Below are 22,866 nucleotides of genomic sequence, written 5' to 3' on the forward strand. Positions count from 1 at the left end.
GTGCCCGGCGTGCAGCAGGTCGAAGCAGCCCCCGGTCGCGACGACCACGCCGCCGCGGCGGCGCACCTCCTCGACGCGGCCAGGCTCCAGCCGGCCTGCGTCGGGGCCGGGCCCGGAGGTGAGCGAGGCCGGGCCACCGGCGGCGACGTAGGCCGCGGCCGCCGCCACCGCGTCCTGCACGGCCTCGGTCGTCACCCGCCCGGCCGCGAGGCTGAGGGCGGCGGTGGCCGCGAACCGGTCACCCGCACCGCACGGGTCCGCGCAGGGCGCCGAGGGGGCCGGCGTGAGGACCGGGGTGCCGCTGCCGTAGGACAGCAGGGCGCCGCGCCCGCCGAGCGTCACCGCGACCGCCCAGGCCTGCCAGGCGCCGACGAGCAGGTCCGCGTGGCGGCGCACGGTCGCGAGGCTGCTGCCGGCGTCACCGCCGGCGTTCCCGCCGGCGTCACCGACCACGTCACCGTGGCGCGCCGCGAAGCCGGCCGCCTCCGCGCGGTTGGGCGTGGCGAGCCGGACGCCGGGCACGGGGGCGCCACCGCGCGGGTGCGGGTCCCACGTCACGGGCACCGTCCGCGCGAGCGCGGTGAGGGCCGCCCGTATGCCGGGTGCCTCGACCGCCCCTCGCCCGTAGTCCGCGACAAGAACGGCTCCGGCCTCCTCCAGGGCCCTGAGGACGGCCGGCGAGGCGGCCCCCGCGACACCGGCCGCGCCTCCGCTGTCGAGGCGGAGCAGCGACTGGCCCGCCGACCGCACCCGCTGCTTGACCGGGGTCTGCCCGTCGTAGGGCAGCCGCAGCACCCGCACGCCGTCGAGCAGCGCCTCGACCTGGGCTCCCGCGTCGTCGTCGCCGAGGGCCGTGACGAGCACCACCTCGTGCCCGTCGGCGGCCGCAAGCGCCGCGGCGAGGCCGGCGCCGCCGGGCCGCGGGTGGCTGACCAGCCCGTCGAGCACCGGGACCGGGGCGTCCGGGCACAGCCGCTCCGCCCGCCCGACGAGGTCGACGTCGAGGAGCGCGTCGCCGACGACGACGAGCGGCCCGGCCAGGGCGACGGGCGCCGTCATGCCGTCCGCCGTGGGCCGTCGAGGTCCTCGCGGGTGCGGGCGGGGATGACCCCGAGCGCCCGGTCGAGCGCCGCGCAGAGGATGTGCAGGCCGACGAGGTGCAGCTCCTGCACCGTGGCGGTGTAGTCCGCGTCGACCGACAGGCTCTCGTCGGCGAGGTCGGCGAGCGGGTTGGGCCGCGGCCCGGTGAAGGCCCACACCCGCAGGCCGCAGGCCGTGCCCCGGCGCGCCGCCTCGAGGATGTTGGGACTCGAGCCGCTCGTCGACAGCAGCACGAGGACGTCCCCCTCGCGGCCGTGCGCCTCCACCTGGCGGGCGAAGAGCTCCTCGCCCGGGTAGTCGTTGCAGATGGCGGTGAGGCTCGAGGTCTCCGCCGTGAGGCAGATGGCCGAGAACGGCCGCCGGTCGGAGCGGTAGCGGCCGACGAGCTCGGCCGTCAGGTGCTGGGCCTGCGCCGCGCTGCCGCCGTTGCCCGCGGCGAGGAGCCGGCCACCCCCCACGAGCACCCCGGCCAGGGCCGTGCCCCACTGGTCCGCGACGTCGACGCACGGGGAGAAGGTGGAGGCGGCGGTGACGAGGGCGGCGAGGTGCTCGTGGTCGCAGGGTGTGGGCTTGATCATCGGACCGCCTCCGAGGCCGCGCCGGGGGCGGCGACCGCGGCATACACCGCCTCTGTCTGCGCCGCCACCTCGGCCCACTGGTATCGCTCGACGGCTCGGGCCCGGCCCGCCAGCCCGTACGCGTGGCGCCGCACCGGGTCGGCGAGGAGGGCGCCGAGGACCGGGGCGAGCAGGTCCGGCCGGCGCGGCGGGACGAGCTCCCCCGTCACGCCGGGGACGACCGTGTCGAGCAGCCCGCCGACCGCGGAGCCCACGACGGGCCGGCCACACGCCATGGCCTCGACGGGCACGATGCCGAACGGCTCGTACCACGGGACCGCGACCACGATGTCCGCGCAGCTCATGAGCGCCGGCACGTCGGCGCGGCTCACGCTGCCCTCGAACCGCACCCGGTCGGCCACGCCGTGCCGCACGGCGAGGTCGCGGAGGCGCTGCACCTCCGGGTCCGCGTCGAGCCGGTCCCGGGCAGGGCCACCGGCCACGACGAGCTCCACCCCGGGGAGCGCCGCGAGCGCCTCGATGACGTTGCCGATGCCCTTGCGCTCGACGAGCCGGCCGATGGACAGCAGCCGCGGCCGGTCCCGGCGGCCCGCCTCGGCCGGCCGGAAGACCGACGTGTCGACGCCGCAGGGCACGACGCTGGCGCGGCTCGGGGGCAGCCCCATCGCCCGCAGCTCCGCCACCTCGTCCCGGCACGTCGCGATGACGTGGTCGACCTGGCGGCAGAGGCGCCGCTCGAAGCCGATGCGCTCGGGGGGGCTCGTGTCGCGGGCTCCCTGCTGACGCCGCTTGACCGTGCCCAGGGCGTGGAAGGTCTGCACGACGGGCACCGGCACGCGGCGCGCGGCGCGGGTGCTCGCCACCCCGCTCATCCAGAAGTGGGCGTGGGCCACGTCGACCGGCTGCTCGCGCCACCGCTGCTCGAGGTAGCGGGCGAAGGCGGGCATGTGCCGCAGGAGGTCGTCCTTGCCCACCGCGTATGCCGGGCCGGCCGGCACGTGCTCCACGGCGTACCCCTCGGGGGTCACGACGCGGGTCGGCACGTCGGGGTCGTCGCGGCGGCTGTAGACGGTCACGTCGTGGCCGCGGGCCGCGAGGTGCGCCGCCAGCGCACCCACGTGGACGTTCTGCCCGCCGGCGTCGACGCCCCCGAGCGCCGCCAGGGGGTTGGCGTGCTCGGACACGAGTGCAACTCTCATCTTCCACCTCCTGAGGCCGCGAGGTCCTCGCGGACTGATGGCGCGGCGCCGAGGAGCTCCTCCACGGCGCGCCGGACGTCGTCTGCCGTGACGGACGTCAGGCAGGGATGACCGGGGAACGGGCAGCGGGTCACCCGGGTGCCACGGCATACCGCGTCCTGGTCGCCGAGCAGCACCGTGGGGACCCGGTAGGGCCGCCAGCGCACGGCGGGCACGGTGGGGGCGAAGAGGGACACGACGGGTGTCCCCACGGCGGCGGCGAGGTGGGCCGGTCCGGTGTTGCCCACGACGACGACCTGCGCGCCGGCCAGCACCGCCGCCAGCTCGGCGAGGCTCGTCGCGCCACCGAGGTCGAGGGCCCCCGAGCTGCCCACGACGGCGGCGGTGAGGGCGCGCTCCGTGAGTGCCCCCGTGACGACGACCCGGTGGCCGGCGCCGACGAGCAGCCGGCAGGCCTCGGCATACCGCTCCGCGGGCCAGGCCCGGGCAGGCACGGAGGTGCCGGGGTGCAGGACGACGTAGGGCCCGGCCGGGAGCTCGACCGGCGGCAGGGGTCCGCGCACGGCCAGGCGCCCGTCGTCGTGCGGAGGCAGGGCAAAGCCCGCAGCCTCCGCCAGCCCCAAGGCGCGCTCGGGCTCCGGCATGTCGTCGGGTGTGCGGTGGCGCAGGTCGAGCAGCGAGCCCGGGTAGTCCTCGCTGATCGCCCCCACCCACGGCACGCCGGCCAGCCGCAGCAGCAGGGCCGTCGGCAGGGGCGACTGGTGGAACGACGTGAGCACCAGCGCGCGGTCGACCTCGAGGCCCCGCACCACCTCGACGAGGTGCTCGACCTGCGCAGGGTCGAGCGGGGCCGGCTCCGGGTCGATCCAGGGACAGCGCCAGACGACGACGTCGTCGACGCCGGGCAGCAGGCGCGCCGCCGCCTCGCCGGAGGGCCCGGCGAGCAGGGTGACCCGGTCGCTGCCCGCCGCGACGGCCCGCACCGCGGGCCCGGCGAGCAGGACGTCACCGGCGTTGTCGAGCCGCACGACCAGGCTGTGCCTCACCACCGGCCCCCCACGATGTCCGCGACGGCCGCCGTCAGGCTGGGGCACACGTGGTCGGCGGCTTCGACCTCCTCGCGCCGGGTCGCCGCGGTGGGCACGAGCACCGCAGCCGCACCGGCCGCGGTCGCGGCCCGCACGTCGCTGCCGATGTCGCCGACGACGACACACCGGGAGGGGTCGACGTCGAGGGCGGCACAGGCGGCCTTGACCATGCCGGGGGCCGGCTTGCGGCAGGCGCAGCCGTCGTCGGGTCCGTGCGGGCAGAGCTGCCACACGTCGAGCGGCCCGAGCAGCTCCTCGACGCGCGCGTTGACGGCCGCCACGTCCGAGAGGGTGAGCCGGCCTCGCGCGACGCCCGACTGGTTCGTCACGACCCCGACCCGAACCCCCAGGTGGCGCAGCTGGTCGAGCGCCTCCCGCGCGCCGGCGACCGGCGTGACGAGGTCGGGGTCGCCGTTGTAGGGCACGTCGTGCACGAGCGTCCCGTCGCGGTCGAAGAGGACGAGCTCGGGCACGCCCCGCCACGGCTGCGCGCGCCGATGCCGCCACACCCCCACGGCGACATGCCACGTCGCGGCGAAGGGGATCGCTGCGCTCGTGAGCGCCATCCGGCGCAGCTCGTCCGGGTCGCGCGGGCCCGGTGCGACGCGGGCCACGAGGAGCTCCGCGGTGCCGGCGAGCCACCCGGTGAGGGCGAGTATGCCGGTCCGCCGCCGTCCGGCCGCCAGCGCCACCCCGCCGACGGCCCCCGCGGTCGCCGTGAGGAGGTGCCGGCGGCGACGGCCCCGAGGCGCCCCGGCACGGTCACGCCAGTCCGGGCCGTGCAGCCGGCGCATGAGGACGTCGTCGCCGTTGCCCGCCTGCCGCCGGACGCTCACCCAGTCGTCGGCGGGCCGCACCGGGTGGGTGACCCAGCGCTCGCCGCGGGTGATCCGGCCGTGCGTCGCGGTGACCCGCAGCCCGAGGTCCGAGTCCTCACGGAAGGCCCGCGGGAAGCGCTCGTCGAAGCCACCGACGGCCGCCAGGGCGGAGCGGCGGTAGCTGAGGTCGGCCGTGATCCACCGGGCGTCCTGCAGCCCGGCCGTCGACCGCTCCCAGTCGGTGGGCCGGCGCCCCTCGGGCAGCGGCACCCGGACCCGACCCTGGCTCCCGGCCACGTCGGCGCCGGCGGTGCGCAGGTCGTCGCGCAGCACGGCATACCAGTCGACGTCGGGGACGACGTCGTCGTCGAGGAAGGACACCCAGGGGGTCCGGGCGCGCCGCCAGCCGAGGTTGCGCGCGGCGGCGGGACCGCGGCCTCCGGACCGGACCACCGTCAGCCCCGGCACCCCGACCCCGGCCAGCTCGGTCCCGAGGTCGCCGAGCCCGGCCCGGACCGGCCGGTCGTCCACGACCACGACGGGACCCTCGACCGGCACGGTGCCGCCGGCGAGCGCCTCGAGGAGGACACGCAGGCTCGGCCGGCCCACGGAGGGCACGACCACCGTCGTCAGGGGCGTGCCCATCACTCCACCGAGGGCCGACGCACGACGAAGGGGCCGATGGCGAGCAGGTCGACCGGGGCGGAGCCGAAGCACTCCAGCGCGTCCTGGGGGCTGTCGACCATGGGGCGGCCCGAGGTGTTGAGGCTCGTGTTGACCACGACCGGCAGCCCCGTCCGGGCGGCGAACCGCTCGAGCATCCGGGCCACGAGCGGCTCGTCCTCCGGGCTCACGGTCTGGACGCGCGCCGTGCCGTCGACGTGCACCACGGTGGGAATGCGGTCGCGCCAGGCGGACGCGACGTCGTGCACGAAGAGCATGTAGGGCGAGGGCAGCGGGCCGCGCGAGAAGATCTCCGCCGCCCGCTCCTGCGAGACCATGGGGGCCACGGGCCGGAACTGCTCGCGGCCCTTGACGTCGTTGAGCCGCTCGAGGTTCTCCGCGCGCCCGGGGTGCGCGAGGAGCGACCGGTGGCCGAGGGCCCGGGGGCCGTACTCGCTGCGGCCCTGGAACCACGCGACGATCCCGTCGGCGGCGAGGCACTCGGCGACCGCGTCCGCGACGTCGGCGGGTCGCTCGAAGGGCAGCTTGGCCGTGCGCAGCGTCCGCTCGATCTCGGCGTCGCTCCAGCCGCGCCCGAGGTCGGCGCCCCGCATCGGCACGTAGGGGTCGCCGGAGGAGCGCGCGACCTGCAGCGCGGCCCCCAGGGCGGTCCCGGCGTCCCCGGCGGCCGGCTGCACCCACACGTGCTCGTACGGCCCCTCGGCGAAGATCCGGGAGTTGGCCACGCAGTTGAGCGCGACGCCGCCCGCGAGGGCCAGCCGGGTGCCGCCGGTGCGCTCCTGGACCCACCGGACGAGGTCGAGCAGGACCTCCTCGAGACGCAGCTGCACGCTCGCGGCGAGGTCGGCGTGGTCCGCGGTCCACGGCTCGTCGGCGCGGCGGGCCTTGACGAGGGTGCCCCAGTCGAGCGGGTCGGTGCGGAAGCCGCCGCCGTCGGTGGCCCGGACGGCGGAGCGCAGCTCCTCGAGGAAGCGGGGGGTGCCGTAGGAGGCGAGGGCCATGACCTTGTACTCGTCGCTGCTGCGCAGAAAGCCGAGGTGCGCGGTCACGTCCTCGTAGAGCAGGCCGAGCGAGTGCGGCAGCGACTGCGCGGCCAGGGTCTGGAAAGTCCCGTCCACGTAGCGTCCGGCCAGGTGGCTCGCGGCCTCCCCGCGGCCGTCGAGCACGAGCACGTCGGTGTCGCCGCCGGGGGCCGCGAGGCCGGCCGACGCGGCGTGCGCGAGGTGGTGGGGGACGAACTCGACGTCCCCGGGGTCCAGGCCCGGCAGCGCCGTCGCGAGGAAGCCGGGCGCGCGACGGGCGTACTCCTGGCGCAGGTGGTCCCAGGGGTCGTGCAGGCCCAGCTGGTCGGCGGGCCGGGCGAGGGCCGGGTCGTAGGAGTAGGCGACCGCGTCGAGGTCCGACGGCTCCAGCCCCGCGTGTTCGAGGCACCAGCGGGCCGCGAGCTCGGGCAGCTCCCACGCCGCGAAGGGCACCGGCCGGTGACCGTGCTTGCGTCGCGAGAACCGCTCCTCCTCGGCCGCCGCCACGGTGACGCCGTCGACGACGAGCGCCGCCGCCGGGTCGTGGAACAGCGCGTTGACCCCCAGGACCTTCACCGCAACCTCACCCTCGTCGGAACCCTTATGTGACCCTCCTGCCCGGGGTCTCGTGGGAGAAGCGGTTCCCACTTCTCCCGGCCGCATACGGCCTTTCGGACACGAAGTTCCCCCAGCCGTTTCTCGGCGGGCGCGGGTATGAGCGGCGGACCACGGGGAACGGCGGGGAGGTGCGGATCTCTGTGCTCGGAACCGGCTACCTCGGCGCCACGCACGCGGCGGCGCTGGCGTCGTGCGGCCACGAGGTGCTCGGCATCGACGCCGACGCGGCTCGCGTCGAGCAGCTGCGCCTCGGCGTGGCGCCCTTTCACGAGCCGAGGCTCGACGAGCTGCTCGCCCGCGGGGTGAGGTCGGGGGCACTCTGCTTCGACACCGACTACGGCCGGGCCGCCCGGTTCGCCGACGTGCACTTCCTCTGCGTGGGCACCCCCCAGCGGCCCGGCAGCCACGCCGCGGACCTCTCCGCGATGTGGTCGGCCGTCCATCGGCTGGCGCCGCTCCTCGAGCGGGGCTGCCTCGTCGTGGGCAAGTCCACGGTGCCGGTGGGCACGGCCTCGCAGGTGCGAGACGCCCTGCGGGACAACGCTCCCGCCGGCAGGTCGGTCGAGCTCGCCTGGAACCCCGAGTTCCTCAGGGAGGGCCACGCGGTGGAGGACTCCCTGGGGCCGGACCGCCTGGTCTTCGGCGTGGCCAGCGACCCGGCATACGAGACGCTGTGCGCGGTCTACGCCCCGATCCTCGCGTCCGGAGTGCCAGCGGTCCGCACGGACCTGCCGACTGCCGAGCTCGCGAAGGTCTCGGCCAACGTCATGCTCGCCGCCCGGATCTCGCTCGTGAACCTGCTCGCCGAGGTCTGCGAGGTGACCGACGCCGACGTGGGCGACCTCATCGAGATCCTCGGCTACGACGGCCGGATCGGGAACCGGTTCCTCACGCCGGGCATCGGCTTCGGCGGCGGCTGCCTGCCCAAGGACACCCGCGCGTTCGTGGCCCGGGCGGAGGAGCTCGGGCTCGGCGACGCCGCCGCCGTCCTCCGGGAGGTCGACGTGCTCAACATGCGCCAGCGCGCCCGGACCGTGGACCTCGCCGTCTCGCTGCTCGGCGGCCGGGCGCGGGACGAGGAGGTCGCCGTGCTCGGCGCGGCGTTCAAGGCCGGCTCCGACGACGTGCGCGACTCGCCCGCCCTCGACGTCGCGTGCACCCTGGCCGGCCGAGGCGCGCGGGTGCGCGTCTACGACCCGAAAGCCGGCGGCAACGCCCGCCGGGCCGCCCCCGGCCTCACCGTCGTCGACACCGTCGAGGACGCCTGCCGCGGGGCCGCGCTCACCCTCGTCCTCACCGACTGGGCGGAGTTCCGCAGCATCGACCCGGTCTCGCTGGCCGACGTGGTGAGGCGGCCCGTCGTCCTCGACGGGCGGCTCTCGCTCGACCCGGACAAGTGGCGGGCCGCCGGGTGGGACTTCCACGGCCTCGGACGGAGGGTTGGCTGACCATGCGAATCCTGCTCTGGCACGTGCACGGCTCGTGGGCGACGGCGTTCGTGCAGGGCCAGCACGACTACCTCGTGCCCGTGCTGCCCGACCGCGGCGCAGACGGCCTGGGCCGGGCCCGCAGCTGGGACTGGCCGGCGAGCGTGTCGGAGGTCACCCCGCAGCAGCTGCGGGACGCCGAGGTCGACGTCGTCGTGCTGCAGCGTCCGCACGAGGTGGGCCTCGCGGCCGAGTGGACCGGGCGGCGACCCGGCCGCGACGTCCCGGCGGTCTACGTGGAGCACAACACCCCGCGGGGAGACGTCCCCGCCACTCGCCACCCGCTCGCCGACCAGGGCGAGATCCCGATCGTGCACGTCACCCACTTCAACCGCCTCTTCTGGGACTGCGGCACCGCGCCCACCCACGTCATCGAGCACGGCGTCGTCGACCCGGGCCACCGCTACTCCGGCGAGTGGCCGCGGGCGGCCGTCGTCGTCAACGAGCCGGTGCGCCGGGGCCGCGTCGTCGGCACCGACCTGCTCCCCGAGCTGGCCCGCACGGTGCCGCTCGACGTCTTCGGCATGAAGGTGCACGAGCTCGGCGAGGCGCTCGACGTGCCGCACCAGCGGCTGTGGACCTTCGAGGACCTGCCGCAGGACCGCCTGCACGCCGAGATGGCGCGCCGCCGGGTCTACCTGCACCTCACGCGGTGGACCTCCTTGGGGCTGTCCCTCATCGAGGCCATGCACCTCGGTATGCCGGTCGTCGCGCTCGCGACGACGGAGGCCGTGGTGGCGGTGCCCCCTGGCGCGGGGGTCGTCACGACCCGGCTCGAGGAGGTCGCCGCGGCGCTGTGGCGCTTCGTGCACGACCCGGCCGAGGCCGAGGCGGTGGGCGCGCGGGCCCGCGAGGCCGCCCTCGCCCGCTACGGCCTGGCCCGGTTCCTCGCCGACTGGGACGCCCTGCTCGGTGCGGCGGCGGCCCGGGCCGCATGACCGCGCAGCCCGGTGCCGGCTGCGTCACGGTCGTCGTCGCGACCCGCAACCGCTGGCCCGACCTGCGAGAGTCGCTGCCGCGCCACGAGGCGCCGGTGGTGCTCGTCGACAACGGCTCCACCGACGGCACGCCCGAGCGGGTCGGCGAGCGCTTCCCGCACGTGCGGGTCATCCGCCTGCCGGAGAACCGCGGCGCTGTCGCCCGCAACGTCGGCGTCGACGCCGCGGACACGGCATACGTCGCGTTCGCCGACGACGACTCCTGGTGGGCGCCGGGAGCCCTCACCCGCGCCGTCTCGCTCTTCGACGCCCACCCGCGGCTCGCCGTGCTGGCCGGCCGCGTGCTCGTGGGGCCGGACCAGCGCCCCGACCCCGTGTGCGCGCTGATGGCGGCCTCGCCGCTCGGCACTGACCCCGACCTGCCCGGTCCGTCGGTCCTCGGCTTCCTCGCCTGCGGGGCGGTCGTGCGCCGGGCGGCCTACCGGCAGGCGGGCGGCTTCGACGACGTCGTGTTCTTCATGGGCGAGGAGGAGCGGCTGGCCCTCGACCTCGCGGCGCTGGGCTGGGGCCTGGCCTACGTCCCCGACCTCGTCGCGCACCACCACCCCTCCCCGTCCCGCAACGAGCGCGAGCGGGAGGTCCGCGTCGCGCGCAACCGGCTGCTCACGGCGGTGCTGCGCCGACCGCTTCCCGTCGTCGCCGCCACGCTCGCCGCCACGGCGCGGTCGGGCGACGTCGGTCGCGCGGGCGTCCTCGCGGCCCTGCCGCGGCTCGTGCCCGCCCTGCGGGCGCGGAGGGTCGTGCCCCCGCACGTGGAGGCGGCCCGGCGGCTGCTCGGCTGAGCCAAGGCGTGAGGATCGACCGAGCGCCAGCGAGGGAGGACCGGAGCGCCGGTTCGGCTCAGACGAGAACCAGTTCGGCTGAGCCAAGGCGTGAGGATCGACCGAGCGCCAGCGAGGGAGGACCGGAGCGCCGGTTCGGCTCAGACGAGAACCAGTTCGGCTGAGCCAAGGCGTGAGGATCGACCGAGCGCCAGCGAGGGAGGACCGGAGCGCCAGCGAGGGAGGGCTCCCGTCACCGCCCGAGTCGAGGCGATCCCGGCGGCCCCTGCGCGCCGGGAGCACCTCGACCGGGTGGCTCTGCTGGTGCCCGGCATTCCGGGCGGGCCATGACAGCGGCTAGCGCGAGGAGCCGACGAGCGCGGGCTCGGAGTCCACGGCGCGGTCGTCGTCGGGGGTGTCGATCATGCGCGCCTCGTCGAACGGCGCCCGGCCGGACAGGACGCGGGTCGCCTGGTCGCGGTCGATCTCGCCGACCCACGTGCCGATGATGACGGTCGCGATGGCGTTGCCGGCGAAGTTGGTCAGCGCGCGCGCCTCGCTCATGAGGCGGTCGATGCCGACGATGATGCCCACACCGGGCACGAGGTCGGGGCGGTGCGACTGGAGGCCGCCGGCGAGGGTGGCCAGGCCCGCGCCGCTGACGCCCGCGGCGCCCTTGCTCGCGATGATCATGAAGACGAGCAGGCCGATCTGCTGGCCGAGCGAGAACGGCTTGTCCATCGCCTCGGCGATGAACAGGCTCGCCATCGTCAGGTAGATCGCGGTGCCGTCGAGGTTGAACGAGTAGCCGGTCGGCACGGTGATGCCGACGACCGGGCGGGAGATGCCGAGGTGCTCCATCTTGGCGATGAGGCGCGGCAGGGCCGACTCCGACGACGACGTGGAGAGGATGAGGAGGAACTCGCGCGCGAGGTACCTCAGGAGCGAGAACACGTTCATGCCCGTCGTCAGCTTGAGGATGGCGCCGAGGAAGACGAAGACGAAGATCGCGCAGGTCAGGTAGAAGGCGACCATCAGCAGGCCCAGGCTCTTGAGCGAGCCGATGCCGGTGGCACCGACGAGGGCGGCCATGGCGCCGAAGGCGCCGATCGGGGCGGCCCACATGACCATCGCCATGAGCCGGAAGACGAGGCGCTCGAGGTGCTTGATGCCGCCCAGGATCGGCTCGCCGGCCCGGCCCATCTTCTGCAGCGCGAAGCCGACGAGCAGGGCGATGAGCAGCGCCTGCAGCACCGAGCCAGACGTGAGCGCCGACACGAGGGTGTCGGGGATGAGCCCGAGCAGGAAGTCGACGGCGCCCACGGACTCCGTCGAGACCTGCTGCTTGCCGGCGGCTGCCATCTCTGCCGTGAGGTTGAGCCCGGCGCCGGGCTTGACGATGTTGCCGACGACGAGCCCGATGGCGAGGGCGACGGTCGACATCGTGATGAAGTAGCCGAGCGCGAGGCCGCCGACCTTGCCGACCTGCGCGGCCTTCCGCACCGAGCCGATGCCGAGGACGATCGTGCAGAAGATGATCGGGCTGATCATCATCTTGATCAGGGCCACGAAGCCGGTGCCGAGGGGCTTGAGGCTCTTGCCCACGTCGGGGAAGGCCCAACCCACGAGGATGCCGGCCACCATGGCGATGATGACGGCGACGTAGAGCAGATGCGTGCGGTCGCGCCGGTGACCAGGCCTGGGCTGGCCCGCGACGACGCTGTCGGCGGTGAAACTCACGGTGACCTCCGTTGGCTGGGTCTGGGCGCGTTGGGCCCGGACCGGTGTGTGACTACGAGAGTGGCGGGGCCGGTGGCTAGGGTCACCATTGTGTTCATTGAGTTTCCGCGGCCTGCCGTATGCCGCTGAGCTCGGTCCCGCGGCGCGTGGCCCGCGCCGTCGGCGCACCGGGGCGCTGGAGCGTCGCCGCGCAGACCTTCGCCCTGCAGGCCGTCATCGCCGTGCTCGTCGTGGCCGCCGGCCTCGCCGGGGCCTTCGTCCAGGCGCAGCGCGCCGGTGACGAGGAGGCGACCGCTCGGGCCACGGCCGTCGCCGAGACGGTCGCCGCCACCCCTGCGGTCGTCGCCGCGGTGCAGGGACCGGACCCGACCGCGACCCTGCAGCCCTACGCCGAGCGGGTCCGGGCCGAGTCCGGCACCGACTTCGTCGTCATCATGAGCCGCGCGGGGGTCCGCTACACGCACCCGGACCCGGCCCAGATCGGCAAGCCGTTCCTCGGCCACACCGCCGAGGCGCTGGCCGGCGGGACCGTCGTCGAGGACTACACCGGCACGCTGGGGCCGTCGTCCCGTGCCGTCGTGCCGGTCCTCGACGGACGCGACGTGGTCGCGCTCGTCGCGGTCGGCATCCGCAAGTCGGCGGTCGGCGCGCAGGTGCAGGCGCAGCTGCCCGGCCTGCTCCTCGCCGGTCTCGCCGCCGCCGCCCTGTCGGGGCTCGGCACCGCGCTCGTGGCGCGCCGCATCCGGCGCCAGACGCACGGGCTCGGCGAGCGCCAGCTGCGGGAGATGTACGAGTACTACGACGCCGTGCTGCACGCCGTGACCGAGGGCCTGGTCATCACCGACCTCGACGGCACCCTGCGCCTGGCCAACGACGAGGCGACCCGGCTGCTCGACCTGCCCGCCGACGCCGTGGGCCGTCGCGCGACGGAGCTCGGCCTGGCCGCCCCGCTCGCGGCCGCCCTCACCGACGGCCGGGCACACGAGGACGAGCTGCACGTCACCTCGGCGCGGGTGCTCGTGCTCAACCAGGGCCCTGCCACGTGGCGGGGTCGCCTGCTGGGGCACGTCGCGACCCTGCGTGACCGCACCGACCTCGAGGCGCTGACGGGAGAACTGGACTCGGCACGCGGTCTGACCGAGGCGCTGCGGTCGCAGGCGCACGAGTCGGCCAACCGCCTGCACACGATCGTCAGCCTCATCGAGCTCGGCCACACCGAGCGGGCGCTCGACTTCGCCACCGAGGAGCTGCACGTGTCGCAGGTGCTGACGGACCACGTCGTCGCGGCCGTCGACGAGCCGGCCCTCACCGCCCTGCTGCTCGGCAAGGCCGCGGAGGCCCACGAGCGTGGCCTCGAGCTCGAGATCGCCGAGCGATCCCGCTGGCCGCGGGACGTCGCTCCGGTGCGCGACCTCGTCACCATCGTGGGCAACCTCGTCGACAACGCGCTCGACGCCGCGCTCCAGTCGCACGGTGCCCGCCGCGTCGCGATCGACGCCCACGTGGAGGAGGGCCATGCCGGCCGGACGTGGGCGGTCCTCAGCGTCTCCGACACCGGTCCCGGCCTGCCGCCGGGTGGGGTCGACGAGGCCTTCCGGCGGGGGTTCTCGACCAAGGAGCAGGGCCGCGCCGGGCGCCGCGGCATCGGGCTCGCCCTCGTCGCGCAGTCGGTCGAGCGGCTGGGCGGGTCCCTGGAGGTCACCGGGCCGCCCGGGGCGACCTTCGTCGTCCGGCTGCCCGTGGGGGCCGGGCGGTGACCGGGAGGGCGCTGCGGGTGCTCGTCGTCGAGGACGAGCCGATCGCGGCCGAGGCGCACACGGCATACGTCTCGCGGGTGGAGGGGTTCGAGGTGGTGGCCACCGTGGGCACGACCCGGGAGGCGCTGCGTGCCTTGCAGGACAAGCAGATCGACGTGGTGCTGCTCGACATGAACCTGCCGGACCGGCACGGGCTCGACGTGGTGCGCGCCATGCGGGCCGGCGGCCACCAGGCCGACGTCATCGCGGTGACGTCCGCACGCGACGTCGACGTCGTGCGCGCCGCGGTCTCGCTGGGGATCGTGCAGTACGTCCTCAAGCCGTTCGTCTTCGCCACGCTGCGGGACCGGCTGCTCGCCTACCGGTCCTACCGCGACCAGCTCGCCGCCGGCAGCGAGGTCGGCACGCAGGCAGAGGTGGACGAGGTCATCGCCGGCGCCCGTGCGTCCGGGGACACCCGGCTGCCCAAGGGGATGGGGGAAGAGCTGCTCGCCCGCGTCTCGAGGGAGCTGCGGGGCTCCGGGTCGGGCCGCTCGGCGTCCGAGATCGGAGAGGCGCTCGGCGTGAGCCGGGTCACCGCCCGTCGCTACGCGGAGCACCTGTGCGACGCGCGCCTGGCCGCGCGCCGCTCGCGCTACGCCGGCGCCGGGCGGCCCGAAGTGGAGTACGTCTGGGTGGGTTGACCCACCCCGCGCCCGCCGCCGGGGCTTGCGTTCAGCGCCGCTGGTCAGGGGACGAGCACGAGCTTGCCGCGCGCGTGACCTCCCATGATGGCGCGGTACGCCTCGGCGGCGCGCTCGAAGGGGAAGGTCTGCACCTTGATCACGAGCTTGCCCTCGGCGAGCAGCTGGGCGACGAGGGTCAGCGCCTCCTTGGGCCGGCTGTCCTCGCCACCGCCGGTGAAGCGGGCGCCGGCCTCGCCGGCCGCGAAGTTGGCGATGGAGACGACCTGGGACGGGCGGGAGACGAGGCTGACCAGGGCCTCGATCGGGGTCTTGCCCGCGACGTCGAAGACCGCGTCCACGGGACCACCGACCGCCTCGCGCACCCGGTCCGCCACGCCGTCCCCGTAGAGCACGGGCGTCGCGCCGATCTCCCGCACGTAGTCGTGGTTGGCCTCACCCGCCGAGGCGATGACGCGGGCACCTCTCGCGACCGCCATCTGCACGGCGACCGCACCGACGCCTCCGGCGCCGCCGTCGACGAAGAGCGTGCTGCCCGCCTCGACACCGAGCAGGCGCAGGCCCCGCTCGGACGTCTCGCCCGCAACTCCCGCCGCGGCGGCCACGGCCCAGTCGATCGCGGCCGGCTTGGCCACCCACGTGTCGAGCACGGCATACTCCGCCTGCGTGTTGGTGCCGCGACCGAAGACGTCGTCACCGACGGAGACGCCGGTCACGCCCTCCCCGACCTCGTCGACGGCGCCCGCGGCGTCGAAGCCGAGGTGGCCGGGGCCGGCCAGGGCCTGCCCGCCGGACATCACTCCGGTGAGGATCTTCCAGTCGATGCCGTTCACGCTGGCCGCGCGAACGGCCACCCGCACCTGTCCCGGGCCGGCGTGGGGCTCCGGTGCCTCTGCCCACTCGAGGTCGTCCGGGCCTCCGTATGCCGTGAAGCGAAGCGCTCGCATGTCGCAGTCCTTCCGCTGATCGGATCGCCGGCCACCGGACGGCGGGCGGCACGGGCATCACGCACACCCTGCTCCGGCCAAGGACCGGTCGGCCGGCTTTTATTCCGCGACGCCTCCGGGGGCGCGGGTTCGTCCGACGGTCTCGTCGGCAGGTGCGCACGGCACGCGGCCGCAACTAGAGTCGTCGGATGAGCGAGGCGGAGCTGTTCGACCTGGCCGCGGACAACCGCCGGCACGCAGCGCGGGTGTTCGCCCGGCTGACCCCGGAGCAGTGGGCGGCCCCGAGCCTGTGCACCGAGTGGACGGTTCGCGACGTGGCCGGCCACTTCCTGCTGCCCCTCTGCGTCAGCACGCCGCGGATGGTCCTCGGCATGCTGCGGCACCGTGGCTCCTTCGATGCCTACAACGCGGAGGCGTCCCGGCGGCTGGGGCGAAAGCCCGTCGACGAGATCGTCTCGCTGCTCGAGCAGCACGCGGCGTCCAGGTTCACGCCGCCCGGGCACGACGCCAACGCGCCGCTCGCCGACACCTCGATCCACCTGCGTGACGTCGCCCGACCGCTCGGGCTCGACGACAGTCCGCCGCTGTCGACGTGGCGGATCGTGCTCGACTTCCTCGTGACGCCCAAGGCGCGAGGCGACTTCGTCGCCAAGGGCCTGCTCGATGGCCTGCAGCTGCGCGCCACCGACCAGGAGTGGGGGTCCGGATCCGGCGCGGCCGTCGAGGGACCCAGCGAGGCGCTGGCCCTCGTCCTGACCGGTCGGCCCGCCGGCCTGGCGGATCTCGGCGGTCCGGGCGCGGCGACCCTGGCCGGCAAGCTTCGCTGACCGCCGCCCGCGAGGCTGAAGGGCGATCGCGGACGCCTGCTCCCGTCCCGAGGTTTGCCCAAGGTCGCCTGCCTACGGTCCGAGGGTTCACACCGCTGCCCGTGGGAGGGCCTGAGAGGGAGCAGCAATGACCAGTCACAGCAGTACCAAGCAGCAGCGCCCGCGCCGGGGACTAAAGCGGCGACTGGCGTCTGTCGTGTGCACCGTCGGACTCGTGGGGGGCGGCCTCGGCGCCACCGCAGGCGCTGCCCACGCCGCGACCGGAACCTTGATTGCCGGGCAGCTCACCCTGCCCACGGGCAGCGTCTGGATGGGCACCCACGCGTGGGTGGCCGACCACACCAACGGGCTCTGCCGCATCGACGGCACCGCCGTCAACCAGACCGTGTGCGCGGTGGGCCCCACATCACCGGGACAGCCGGCGTTCGACGCCAGCCGCAACCTGCTCTACGTCCCCGACAACTCCACCAAGAACACCGGCATGTGGCGTTTCCCGTTCGACCCCGCCACCCAGCGCGTGGGCGCCGGCACCTCGTTCAACGTCAGCCCGGACCTGGCCAACGACACCAAGCCGACGGCCACGGCACTGGGCGCCGACGGCTCGCTCTACGCCGGCTTCACCCGAGGGGCTGACATCGTCCGAGTCACCAACCCGACCACGGCCAGCCAGGCAGCTCCAGCCTCGATCGCCGTGGTGGGCGTCACGACGGACGGTGCCGGGACGGTCGGCCTGGCCATGGCGGGTGCCGACCTCTACGTCGCCGAGACGGCCGCTGTCACGACGGTCCCGAACGTCGCCGCGGCCACCGGTGCGATGGCCCTGCCGACGACCATGCAGATCGGCGCACCGACGGCCATCGCCGCGGCCGACCCCGACACCCTCTTCGTCGCGGACACCCAGACCTCGGGCTCCGCGGTCATGCGCTACACGATCTCCACGGACACCCAGGACGTCTACGCCAGCAGCACCACGACCGGTGTCCTCTTCGGCGCCGTCAGCGGTCTCGGGTTCAACGCCGACAAGACGGTGCTCCACGTCGGCGACGACCCCACGAGCGGCGTGCAGGTCGCCCGGGGCCACCTCTACGGGGTGAGCCTCGACCAGCCGCCGCAGACCGCCGGCGCCCCCGGCGCCCCGGCGACCTTCCCCGTCGCCCCCGTGGGCACCCCGGGCACGCTCATCACCACCGGGGCCACGGCGCCCGGCGGCTCGGTGCTGCTCGGCACCCACCTGTGGGTGAGCGACCACCTCCTCGGCTTCTGCCGCGTCGACGCCGACCCGACGACGCCCGAGGGCTTCTCCATCAACCAGGACACCTGCGTGGCCGACGCCACCGGCGCGTCCATCATCGGCTCGCCGGGGCAGCCGGCATACGACAAGGCGAGCAACACCGTCTACGTGCCGGACAACTCCCGGGCCAGCCAGGGCGTCTGGCGGCTGACGTTCGACCCGGCCATGGACGGCGGGGCGGGCAACTTCCCAGCCACCGGACGGTCGGTCCTCGCCCCCGCGGCCGGTCTGGGCGCCAAGCTGCCCACCTCCGTCGCGCTCGGGCCGGACGGCAAGCTCTACGTCGGCTACCTGCGCCTCGGGCCGATCGAGCGGATCACGACCCCGCTCGGCGCGAACCAGACGGTCGAGTCCGTGTCCGCCACCTCCGACGGCAGGGGCCTGAGCGGCCTCGGCTTCGCCGGCGGGAACCTCTACGTCGCCGAGGGCGCCGCCGTGTCCGTGATCTCGGGCGCGCCGGGCTGCACCGGCGCGTGCGTGGCCGCTGGCACGCTCGTCGGCGCCACCGGCCCGACCGCACTCACCGCCAACAACGCGGACGCGGTCTACGTCGCCGACACCCCGGCCAGCTCGACGAGCGTCATCGAGTTCATCCCCTCGACGGGCGCCAAGCGCATCATCAGCAACCACGGCCTGACCGCCGCGGGCCCGCAGGGCTTCCAGTTCGGCAGCGCGCTCTCGCTCGACGAGGCCGGCAACCTCTACGTCAGCGACGACCCGGGAGCGGGCGTCGGCGCCGGCATCAACTTCCAGGGCCGGGTGTGGAAGGTCACCGGAGCCGCGCCGCTCGTCCCGCAGACGGGGCCGCCGGCCACGCCGGGAGCTCCCGACCTCGCCGCGACCAGTGACAGCGGCAGCTCGAGCACCGACAACATCACCAAGGTCACCACGCCCACCATCACGGGCACCGCGGACGCCGGCACCACCGTCAAGCTCTTCGTCGACGGCGCCACGACCGCCGCGGTGAGCGGCCCGGCCAGCTCGACCGGGACCTACAGCCTGGTGCTCCCGGCCCTCACGCCCGGGACGCACACCATCCAGGCGTCGGCGAGCAACGCCGGCGGGGTGTCGAGCCCGCTCTCGGCAGGCCTGTCGGTGACGGTGGACACGACCGCGCCTGCGGCTCCGGCGATCACCGGTGCGCCCACGAGCACGACGTCCGACACGACGCCCACCTTCAGCTTCACCGCTGAGGCGGGATCGACGACCGACTGCTCGGTGCAGCTGTCCACCGCCGCGGACAGCTTCGCGGCCTGCGTCTCGCCGGCGACCTTCGGGCCGCTCGCAGACGGCACGTACCGGTTCGCCGTGCGGGCCACGGACGTGGCGGGCAACGTGGGCGCGCCCGCGACGAACGCCTTCACGGTCAACAGCGACGTCACCCCGCCGACGGTGACCGGCCGCAGCCCCGCCGTGGGCGGGACCGCGGCGAGCACCACCGGCAACGTCACCGCGACCTTCAGCGAGAACGTCACCGGCGTCAGCGGCACCACCTTCACCCTGAAGGACGCCGCGGGAGCAGCCGTCGCCGCCGCCGTGAGCTACAACGCCACCACCCGGGTCGCCACGCTCGACCCGACGGCGGCCCTCGCGGTCGACGCGAGGTACACCGCGACGCTCACCTCCGGGATCAAGGACGCCGCGGGCAACCCGCTCGCCCTGACGACGTGGACCTTCACCACGGGGCCCGCGCCGACCGTCACCAGCCGCACCCCGGCGGTGGCCGGGACCGGGGTGGCCGTGAGCGCCAACGTCACCGCGACGTTCAGCGAGAACGTCACCGGTGTCAGCGGCACCACCTTCACGCTGAAGAACGCCGCCGGGGCCACCCTCGGCGCCCTCGTGACCTACAACGCCACCACCCGGGTCGCCACCCTCGACCCGACGGCGAACCTCGCCGCGGACACGAAGTACACGGCGACGCTCACCTCCGGGATCAAGGACGCCGCGGGCAACCCGCTCGTCCTGACCACGTGGACCTTCACGACGGGGCCGAGCCCCACCGTGACGAGCCGCAGCCCGGGCGTCAACGCGGTCGGGGTCAACCGGCTCGCCAACGTGACGGCCACGTTCAGTGAGAACGTCGTGGGGGTGAGCGGCACGACCTTCACCCTGAAGAACGCCGCCACCGGCGCGCTCGTCTCGGCGGTGGTGAGCTACAGCTCCACCACGCGGGTCGCCACGCTGAACCCCGGCGTCACGCTGGCGGCCAACACGAAGTACACGGCGACGCTGACGACGGGCATCAAGGACGCCGCCGGCAACCCGATCGCCCTGACCGTCTGGAGCTTCACGACGGGCGCCTGATGGGCACCGGCCGCCGGCCTGCCTGATCGGAGGCGGGCCGGCGACCGGGCTGGAGGTGAAGGCCTGACCCCCCGGGGGTCAGGCCTTCATCGCTGGCGTCGGCGGCGCACGGCGTCTGTGCCGTATGCCGCCCGCGGCCGGCTACTCGTCGAGTCGGCGGTAGAGGCAGGCGACGACGGCGGGCAGGTCGAGGCCGTAGGTCGGCCCCTTCGTGAGCCGGTAGGCCTCGAGCCTCGCCTCGGCGCGCGTCGCCAGACGGCGCGCCCCCACGGCGTTGCCCCGGGCGGCATGGGTGATCGCCACGCAGGCCTGCGCGAGGCCCTGCCACAGGTCCCGCTCCACGTCCGGCCCGGCCTTCCACCGCGCCTCGAGGACCTCGTGGGCGCTGAACGGGCGCCCCTCCTCCACGAGCCGCCGGGCGTAGGCGATGGCGTCCGCCGGCGGGAGCGGCTCGTCGGGGACCGGCTCCACCCCGGCGGAGCCGTAGGGCAGCGGGCGGCCGAGCCCGTCGCGCGGGCGGGCCTGCCGCGCCCGGCCGGACTCGTCGCGGTCGCGGTCGAGGTCGCGGTCGTCGCTCATCTTCTCGCCCGCCGGCTGCCGCCGTGCCAGTCCTCCTCGACACCGATGTCGTCGTCTCCGAGGCCGAGGGCGCGCAGCTGTGGGAGCTCGCGCAGGCTGCGCTTGAGCTCGGCGAACCCGGGGAAGCCGGCGAGGCCGACCACGTGGTCCCAGAGCTCGCCCGCACTCTCCTCGCTCGGCATGCGGCTGATGACGGGCCCGAAGAAGGCGACGCCCTGGGGTGGCCGGAAGTGGATGATCGGGGTGCCGACGTCCTTGCCGGCGAGGGCGAGCGCCCGGTCCGTCTCGGCCTGGATCGCGCTGTCGAGCGAGCTGTCCTCCAGCGCTTCGACGAGGGAGGCGGGAAGGGCCGCCTCGTCGAGGATGGGGGTGAGGAAGGGCGCCGTCCCGCGGCAGTCCTGGTCCGGCGGGCCGTCTGGGGCACCGGGCTCCGAGTCGAAGATGCGCCGGCCCATCGCGGCATACAGCGGCCCGACGGCGCTCGCCCCGTGCTGGCGCCGCGTCCGCTCCACCACGCGCAGCAGCCGGAGGCCCGCGGTGTGGCCGGCCTCGTAGTCGGGTGGGAAGTGGGCGGCGTAGTCGACGTCGGCGTTGACCAGACGCAGGGAGATCGAGCGCCAGTCAACCGAGTAGTCGCGCTGGGCGGCGACGAGGCGCACCCACTTGCTCGTCATCCACGCGAAGGGGCAGACGGGGTCGAAGTAGAAGTGCAGGTCCGCCCCTGTCATGGCGTCGGTCATGCCGGAAACGTACCCCGCCCGCGTCGCCGTCGGGGCACCGGCCACGAGCACGGCGCACCCGTCCGGGCCACACTGGGGGCATGGACCTGACCCACGCCCGGGACTTCGCCCGAGCCCACCACCGAGCCGTCCTCACCACGTGGAGCGGGCCGGGCCGCATCCAGCAGAGCCCCGTGCTCGTCGGGGTGGACGACGAGGGCCGCTTCGTCGTCAGCAGCCGCGAGACGGCGGTGAAGACCCGCAACCTGCGCCGGGATCCGCGGGCCCAGCTGCTCGTGCTCACCGACCGGTTCTTCGGCGCCTGGGTCGTCGTCGAGGGCGAGGCCGAGGTGCGCTCGCTCCCCGACGCCATGGACGGGCTGGTCGACTACTACCGGAGGGTGGCCGGCGAGCACCCCGACTGGGACGACTACCGCGCGAGCATGCGCCGCGAGCGCCGGGTGCTCATCCGGGTCGACGCCCGGCGCGCCGGTCCCGACCGGAGCGGGTGACGCGTCGCCTCCGCGGCATACGGAGCGGCGCCCTCAAGGGCCCGGCGGCGTGACGTCGTCGACGCCCGAGGGCGGGACGGCGGACCCGCCGGCACGGAGCCGGCCGAAGAGCCTGCTCGGGGGCAGACCGCGCAGGTACGGCCGGTGGGGATCGGGCAGGACCCCCTGGATGATCGGGGGCAGCTGCGCCAGGGGCCGTCGTTGCTGCTCCTGCCTCCACTCTCGCCGGACTCGGGCACGGTCCTCGAGGTCGAGCCGGGACAGCACCTGCTCGAGCGCCGCGAGGATCGAGCCGCGCAGCAGCCACGCGGACCGGTCGTCCTCGGCGTTGACCAGGATGAGCTCGGTGAGGATGGCCTTGGTCTCCCGCAGGATCTCGAGAGCGTCGGCAAGGGCGTGCTCGGTCTCCTCCTCGCGGTCCTCCGCCTCGGCGATGACGAGACTGCCGAAGGCGCGCAGGCAGTCGGCGGCGTCGTGCAGGACGACCGCGAAGGCAGCGCGCAGCTCGCCGCCGTAGGGATCGGGGGGCTCCTCCTGCGCCGGGACCTCGGCCAGCAGCACCACGAAGAGGGCACGGATGCCGAGCAGGCAGTGCTCGAGGGCGTCGAGCCCCGAGGCGAGCACCGGCTCGACGTCGACCGTGCCCAGCGCCCGGGCGTTGAAGCGGCGGCTGTCCTTGAGCGAGGCGATGCTCTCGGTGGCGATGGCCACCCGTCGGTTGGCTGCCCGGGCCCGGTCGACCCACGCGTCGACCTGCGCACGCGTGACCGGCCCGGCGACGAGGTCGTCCGCCGCGGCGTCGAGCGGCGATGCCGCCGCCTCGACCACCGACAGCAAGGCGCGACGCGCGGGCGCGGTGGGCATGGCGGGCGGGTAGAGCAGGTTGAACGCCACGCCGACGGCGGCGCCGATCATCGTGTTGAGGATCCTCACCTCGGCGGCGACGTCCGGGTTGGTCACGCCGAGGATGAGCATGGCGCTGATCGGCGTCTCCAGCGCCTGGTCGCCGAGGCGCAGCACCTTGGCCAGCAGCAGGGAGGCCGCGATGACCGCGCCGAGGCTCCACCACGTCAGGCCGATCCACGTGGACAGCAGGGTCGCGATCAGCACCCCGGAGACCACCGCCCCCACCCGGACCGCGCTCATCTTG

The 22,866-nt window shown here is 75.0% G+C and carries 19 protein-coding genes; 8 read left to right on the plus strand and 11 right to left on the minus strand.

Annotated features, from left to right (window positions below; all coding sequences use genetic code 11):
- From VFJ94_RS14230 to VFJ94_RS14255, 6 genes are all read right to left on the minus strand, one after another.
- Positions 1 to 1,059: PfkB family carbohydrate kinase (locus tag VFJ94_RS14230; RefSeq protein ID WP_325004881.1), on the minus strand; the 1,059-nt coding region annotated here is incomplete at its 3' end.
- Entirely contained in the window at positions 1,056 to 1,679 is a 624-nt protein-coding gene (locus VFJ94_RS14235) for an SIS domain-containing protein (RefSeq protein WP_325004882.1), read from the minus strand. The genes VFJ94_RS14235 and VFJ94_RS14230, both read right to left, overlap by 4 nt.
- Complete coding sequence (locus tag VFJ94_RS14240; RefSeq protein ID WP_325004883.1) at positions 1,676 to 2,878, minus strand: glycosyltransferase; 1,203 nt, start codon at positions 2,876 to 2,878, stop codon at positions 1,676 to 1,678. The genes VFJ94_RS14235 and VFJ94_RS14240 overlap by 4 nt, the downstream gene beginning before the upstream one ends.
- A complete protein-coding gene (locus VFJ94_RS14245; protein ID WP_325004884.1) occupies positions 2,875 to 3,924 on the minus strand; it encodes a glycosyltransferase family 9 protein in 1,050 nt (349 codons plus the stop codon). The genes VFJ94_RS14240 and VFJ94_RS14245 overlap by 4 nt, the downstream gene beginning before the upstream one ends.
- The gene (locus VFJ94_RS14250; RefSeq protein ID WP_325004885.1) at positions 3,921 to 5,429 is read right to left on the minus strand and encodes an HAD-IIIA family hydrolase; all 1,509 of its coding nucleotides are present in this window, start codon (positions 5,427 to 5,429) and stop codon (positions 3,921 to 3,923) included. Before VFJ94_RS14250 ends, VFJ94_RS14245 begins: the two co-directional genes overlap by 4 nt.
- Positions 5,429 to 7,066 carry a carbamoyltransferase family protein gene (locus VFJ94_RS14255; protein ID WP_325004886.1) on the minus strand — a complete coding sequence of 546 codons (1,638 nt, stop codon included), beginning with the start codon at positions 7,064 to 7,066 and terminating at the stop codon, positions 5,429 to 5,431. The genes VFJ94_RS14250 and VFJ94_RS14255 overlap by 1 nt, the downstream gene beginning before the upstream one ends.
- Before the next feature lie 170 nt (positions 7,067 to 7,236).
- On the opposite strand from VFJ94_RS14255, the gene VFJ94_RS14260 reads away from it, so the two are divergent.
- The 3 genes from VFJ94_RS14260 to VFJ94_RS14270 are packed head-to-tail and all read left to right on the plus strand — an operon-like array spanning position 7,237 to position 10,375.
- Positions 7,237 to 8,556 (plus strand): UDP-glucose/GDP-mannose dehydrogenase family protein, encoded by a 1,320-nt coding sequence (locus tag VFJ94_RS14260; protein WP_325004887.1) that lies wholly within the window; start codon positions 7,237 to 7,239, stop codon positions 8,554 to 8,556.
- A gap of 2 nt (positions 8,557 to 8,558) precedes the next feature.
- Complete coding sequence (locus VFJ94_RS14265) at positions 8,559 to 9,533, plus strand: glycosyltransferase (protein ID WP_325004888.1); 975 nt, start codon at positions 8,559 to 8,561, stop codon at positions 9,531 to 9,533.
- Positions 9,530 to 10,375, plus strand: a complete 846-nt coding sequence (locus VFJ94_RS14270; RefSeq protein ID WP_325004889.1) for a glycosyltransferase family 2 protein — start codon at positions 9,530 to 9,532, stop codon at positions 10,373 to 10,375. The genes VFJ94_RS14265 and VFJ94_RS14270 overlap by 4 nt, the downstream gene beginning before the upstream one ends.
- 336 nt (positions 10,376 to 10,711) lie before the next feature.
- Here VFJ94_RS14270 and VFJ94_RS14275 read toward each other — a convergent pair whose 3' ends face one another.
- Positions 10,712 to 12,094 (minus strand): cation:dicarboxylate symporter family transporter, encoded by a 1,383-nt coding sequence (locus VFJ94_RS14275; RefSeq protein WP_325004890.1) that lies wholly within the window; start codon positions 12,092 to 12,094, stop codon positions 10,712 to 10,714.
- Positions 12,095 to 12,213: 119 nt separating this feature from the next.
- Between VFJ94_RS14275 and VFJ94_RS14280 the strand changes: the two genes are divergently transcribed.
- A complete protein-coding gene (locus tag VFJ94_RS14280; RefSeq protein WP_325004891.1) occupies positions 12,214 to 13,851 on the plus strand; it encodes a sensor histidine kinase in 1,638 nt (545 codons plus the stop codon).
- Positions 13,848 to 14,534: a response regulator gene (locus tag VFJ94_RS14285; protein ID WP_325004892.1), complete on the plus strand. Its 687-nt coding sequence runs from the start codon at positions 13,848 to 13,850 to the stop codon at positions 14,532 to 14,534. The genes VFJ94_RS14280 and VFJ94_RS14285 overlap by 4 nt, the downstream gene beginning before the upstream one ends.
- 44 nt (positions 14,535 to 14,578) lie before the next feature.
- Here VFJ94_RS14285 and VFJ94_RS14290 read toward each other — a convergent pair whose 3' ends face one another.
- A complete protein-coding gene (locus VFJ94_RS14290) occupies positions 14,579 to 15,481 on the minus strand; it encodes an NADP-dependent oxidoreductase (protein WP_325004893.1) in 903 nt (300 codons plus the stop codon).
- 188 nt (positions 15,482 to 15,669) lie between these two features.
- Between VFJ94_RS14290 and VFJ94_RS14295 the strand changes: the two genes are divergently transcribed.
- Both VFJ94_RS14295 and VFJ94_RS14300 read left to right on the plus strand, forming a co-directional pair.
- Positions 15,670 to 16,308, plus strand: a complete 639-nt coding sequence (locus VFJ94_RS14295) for a maleylpyruvate isomerase family mycothiol-dependent enzyme (protein WP_325004894.1) — start codon at positions 15,670 to 15,672, stop codon at positions 16,306 to 16,308.
- Positions 16,309 to 16,435: 127 nt separating this feature from the next.
- Positions 16,436 to 19,906 carry an Ig-like domain-containing protein gene (locus tag VFJ94_RS14300; protein ID WP_325004895.1) on the plus strand — a complete coding sequence of 1,157 codons (3,471 nt, stop codon included), beginning with the start codon at positions 16,436 to 16,438 and terminating at the stop codon, positions 19,904 to 19,906.
- A gap of 141 nt (positions 19,907 to 20,047) precedes the next feature.
- Here the strand turns inward: VFJ94_RS14300 and VFJ94_RS14305 are convergent, their stop codons facing one another.
- Positions 20,048 to 20,485, minus strand: coding sequence for a DUF309 domain-containing protein (locus VFJ94_RS14305; RefSeq protein WP_325004896.1), 438 nt, complete (start codon positions 20,483 to 20,485; stop codon positions 20,048 to 20,050).
- Entirely contained in the window at positions 20,482 to 21,225 is a 744-nt protein-coding gene (locus tag VFJ94_RS14310) for a DsbA family protein (protein ID WP_325004897.1), read from the minus strand. The genes VFJ94_RS14305 and VFJ94_RS14310 overlap by 4 nt, the downstream gene beginning before the upstream one ends.
- Positions 21,226 to 21,305: 80 nt before the next feature.
- Here VFJ94_RS14310 and VFJ94_RS14315 point away from each other — a divergent pair, with 80 nt between their 5' ends.
- Entirely contained in the window at positions 21,306 to 21,716 is a 411-nt protein-coding gene (locus VFJ94_RS14315) for a PPOX class F420-dependent oxidoreductase (protein ID WP_325004898.1), read from the plus strand.
- A 33-nt stretch (positions 21,717 to 21,749) separates the two neighbouring features.
- Here the strand turns inward: VFJ94_RS14315 and VFJ94_RS14320 are convergent.
- Positions 21,750 to 22,866, minus strand: a 1,117-nt coding sequence (locus VFJ94_RS14320; protein ID WP_325004899.1) for a hypothetical protein, incomplete at its 5' end; no start/stop codon positions are given.

The organism is Intrasporangium sp., assembly GCF_035688975.1.
GTDB lineage: Bacteria > Actinomycetota > Actinomycetes > Actinomycetales > Dermatophilaceae > CALMNV01.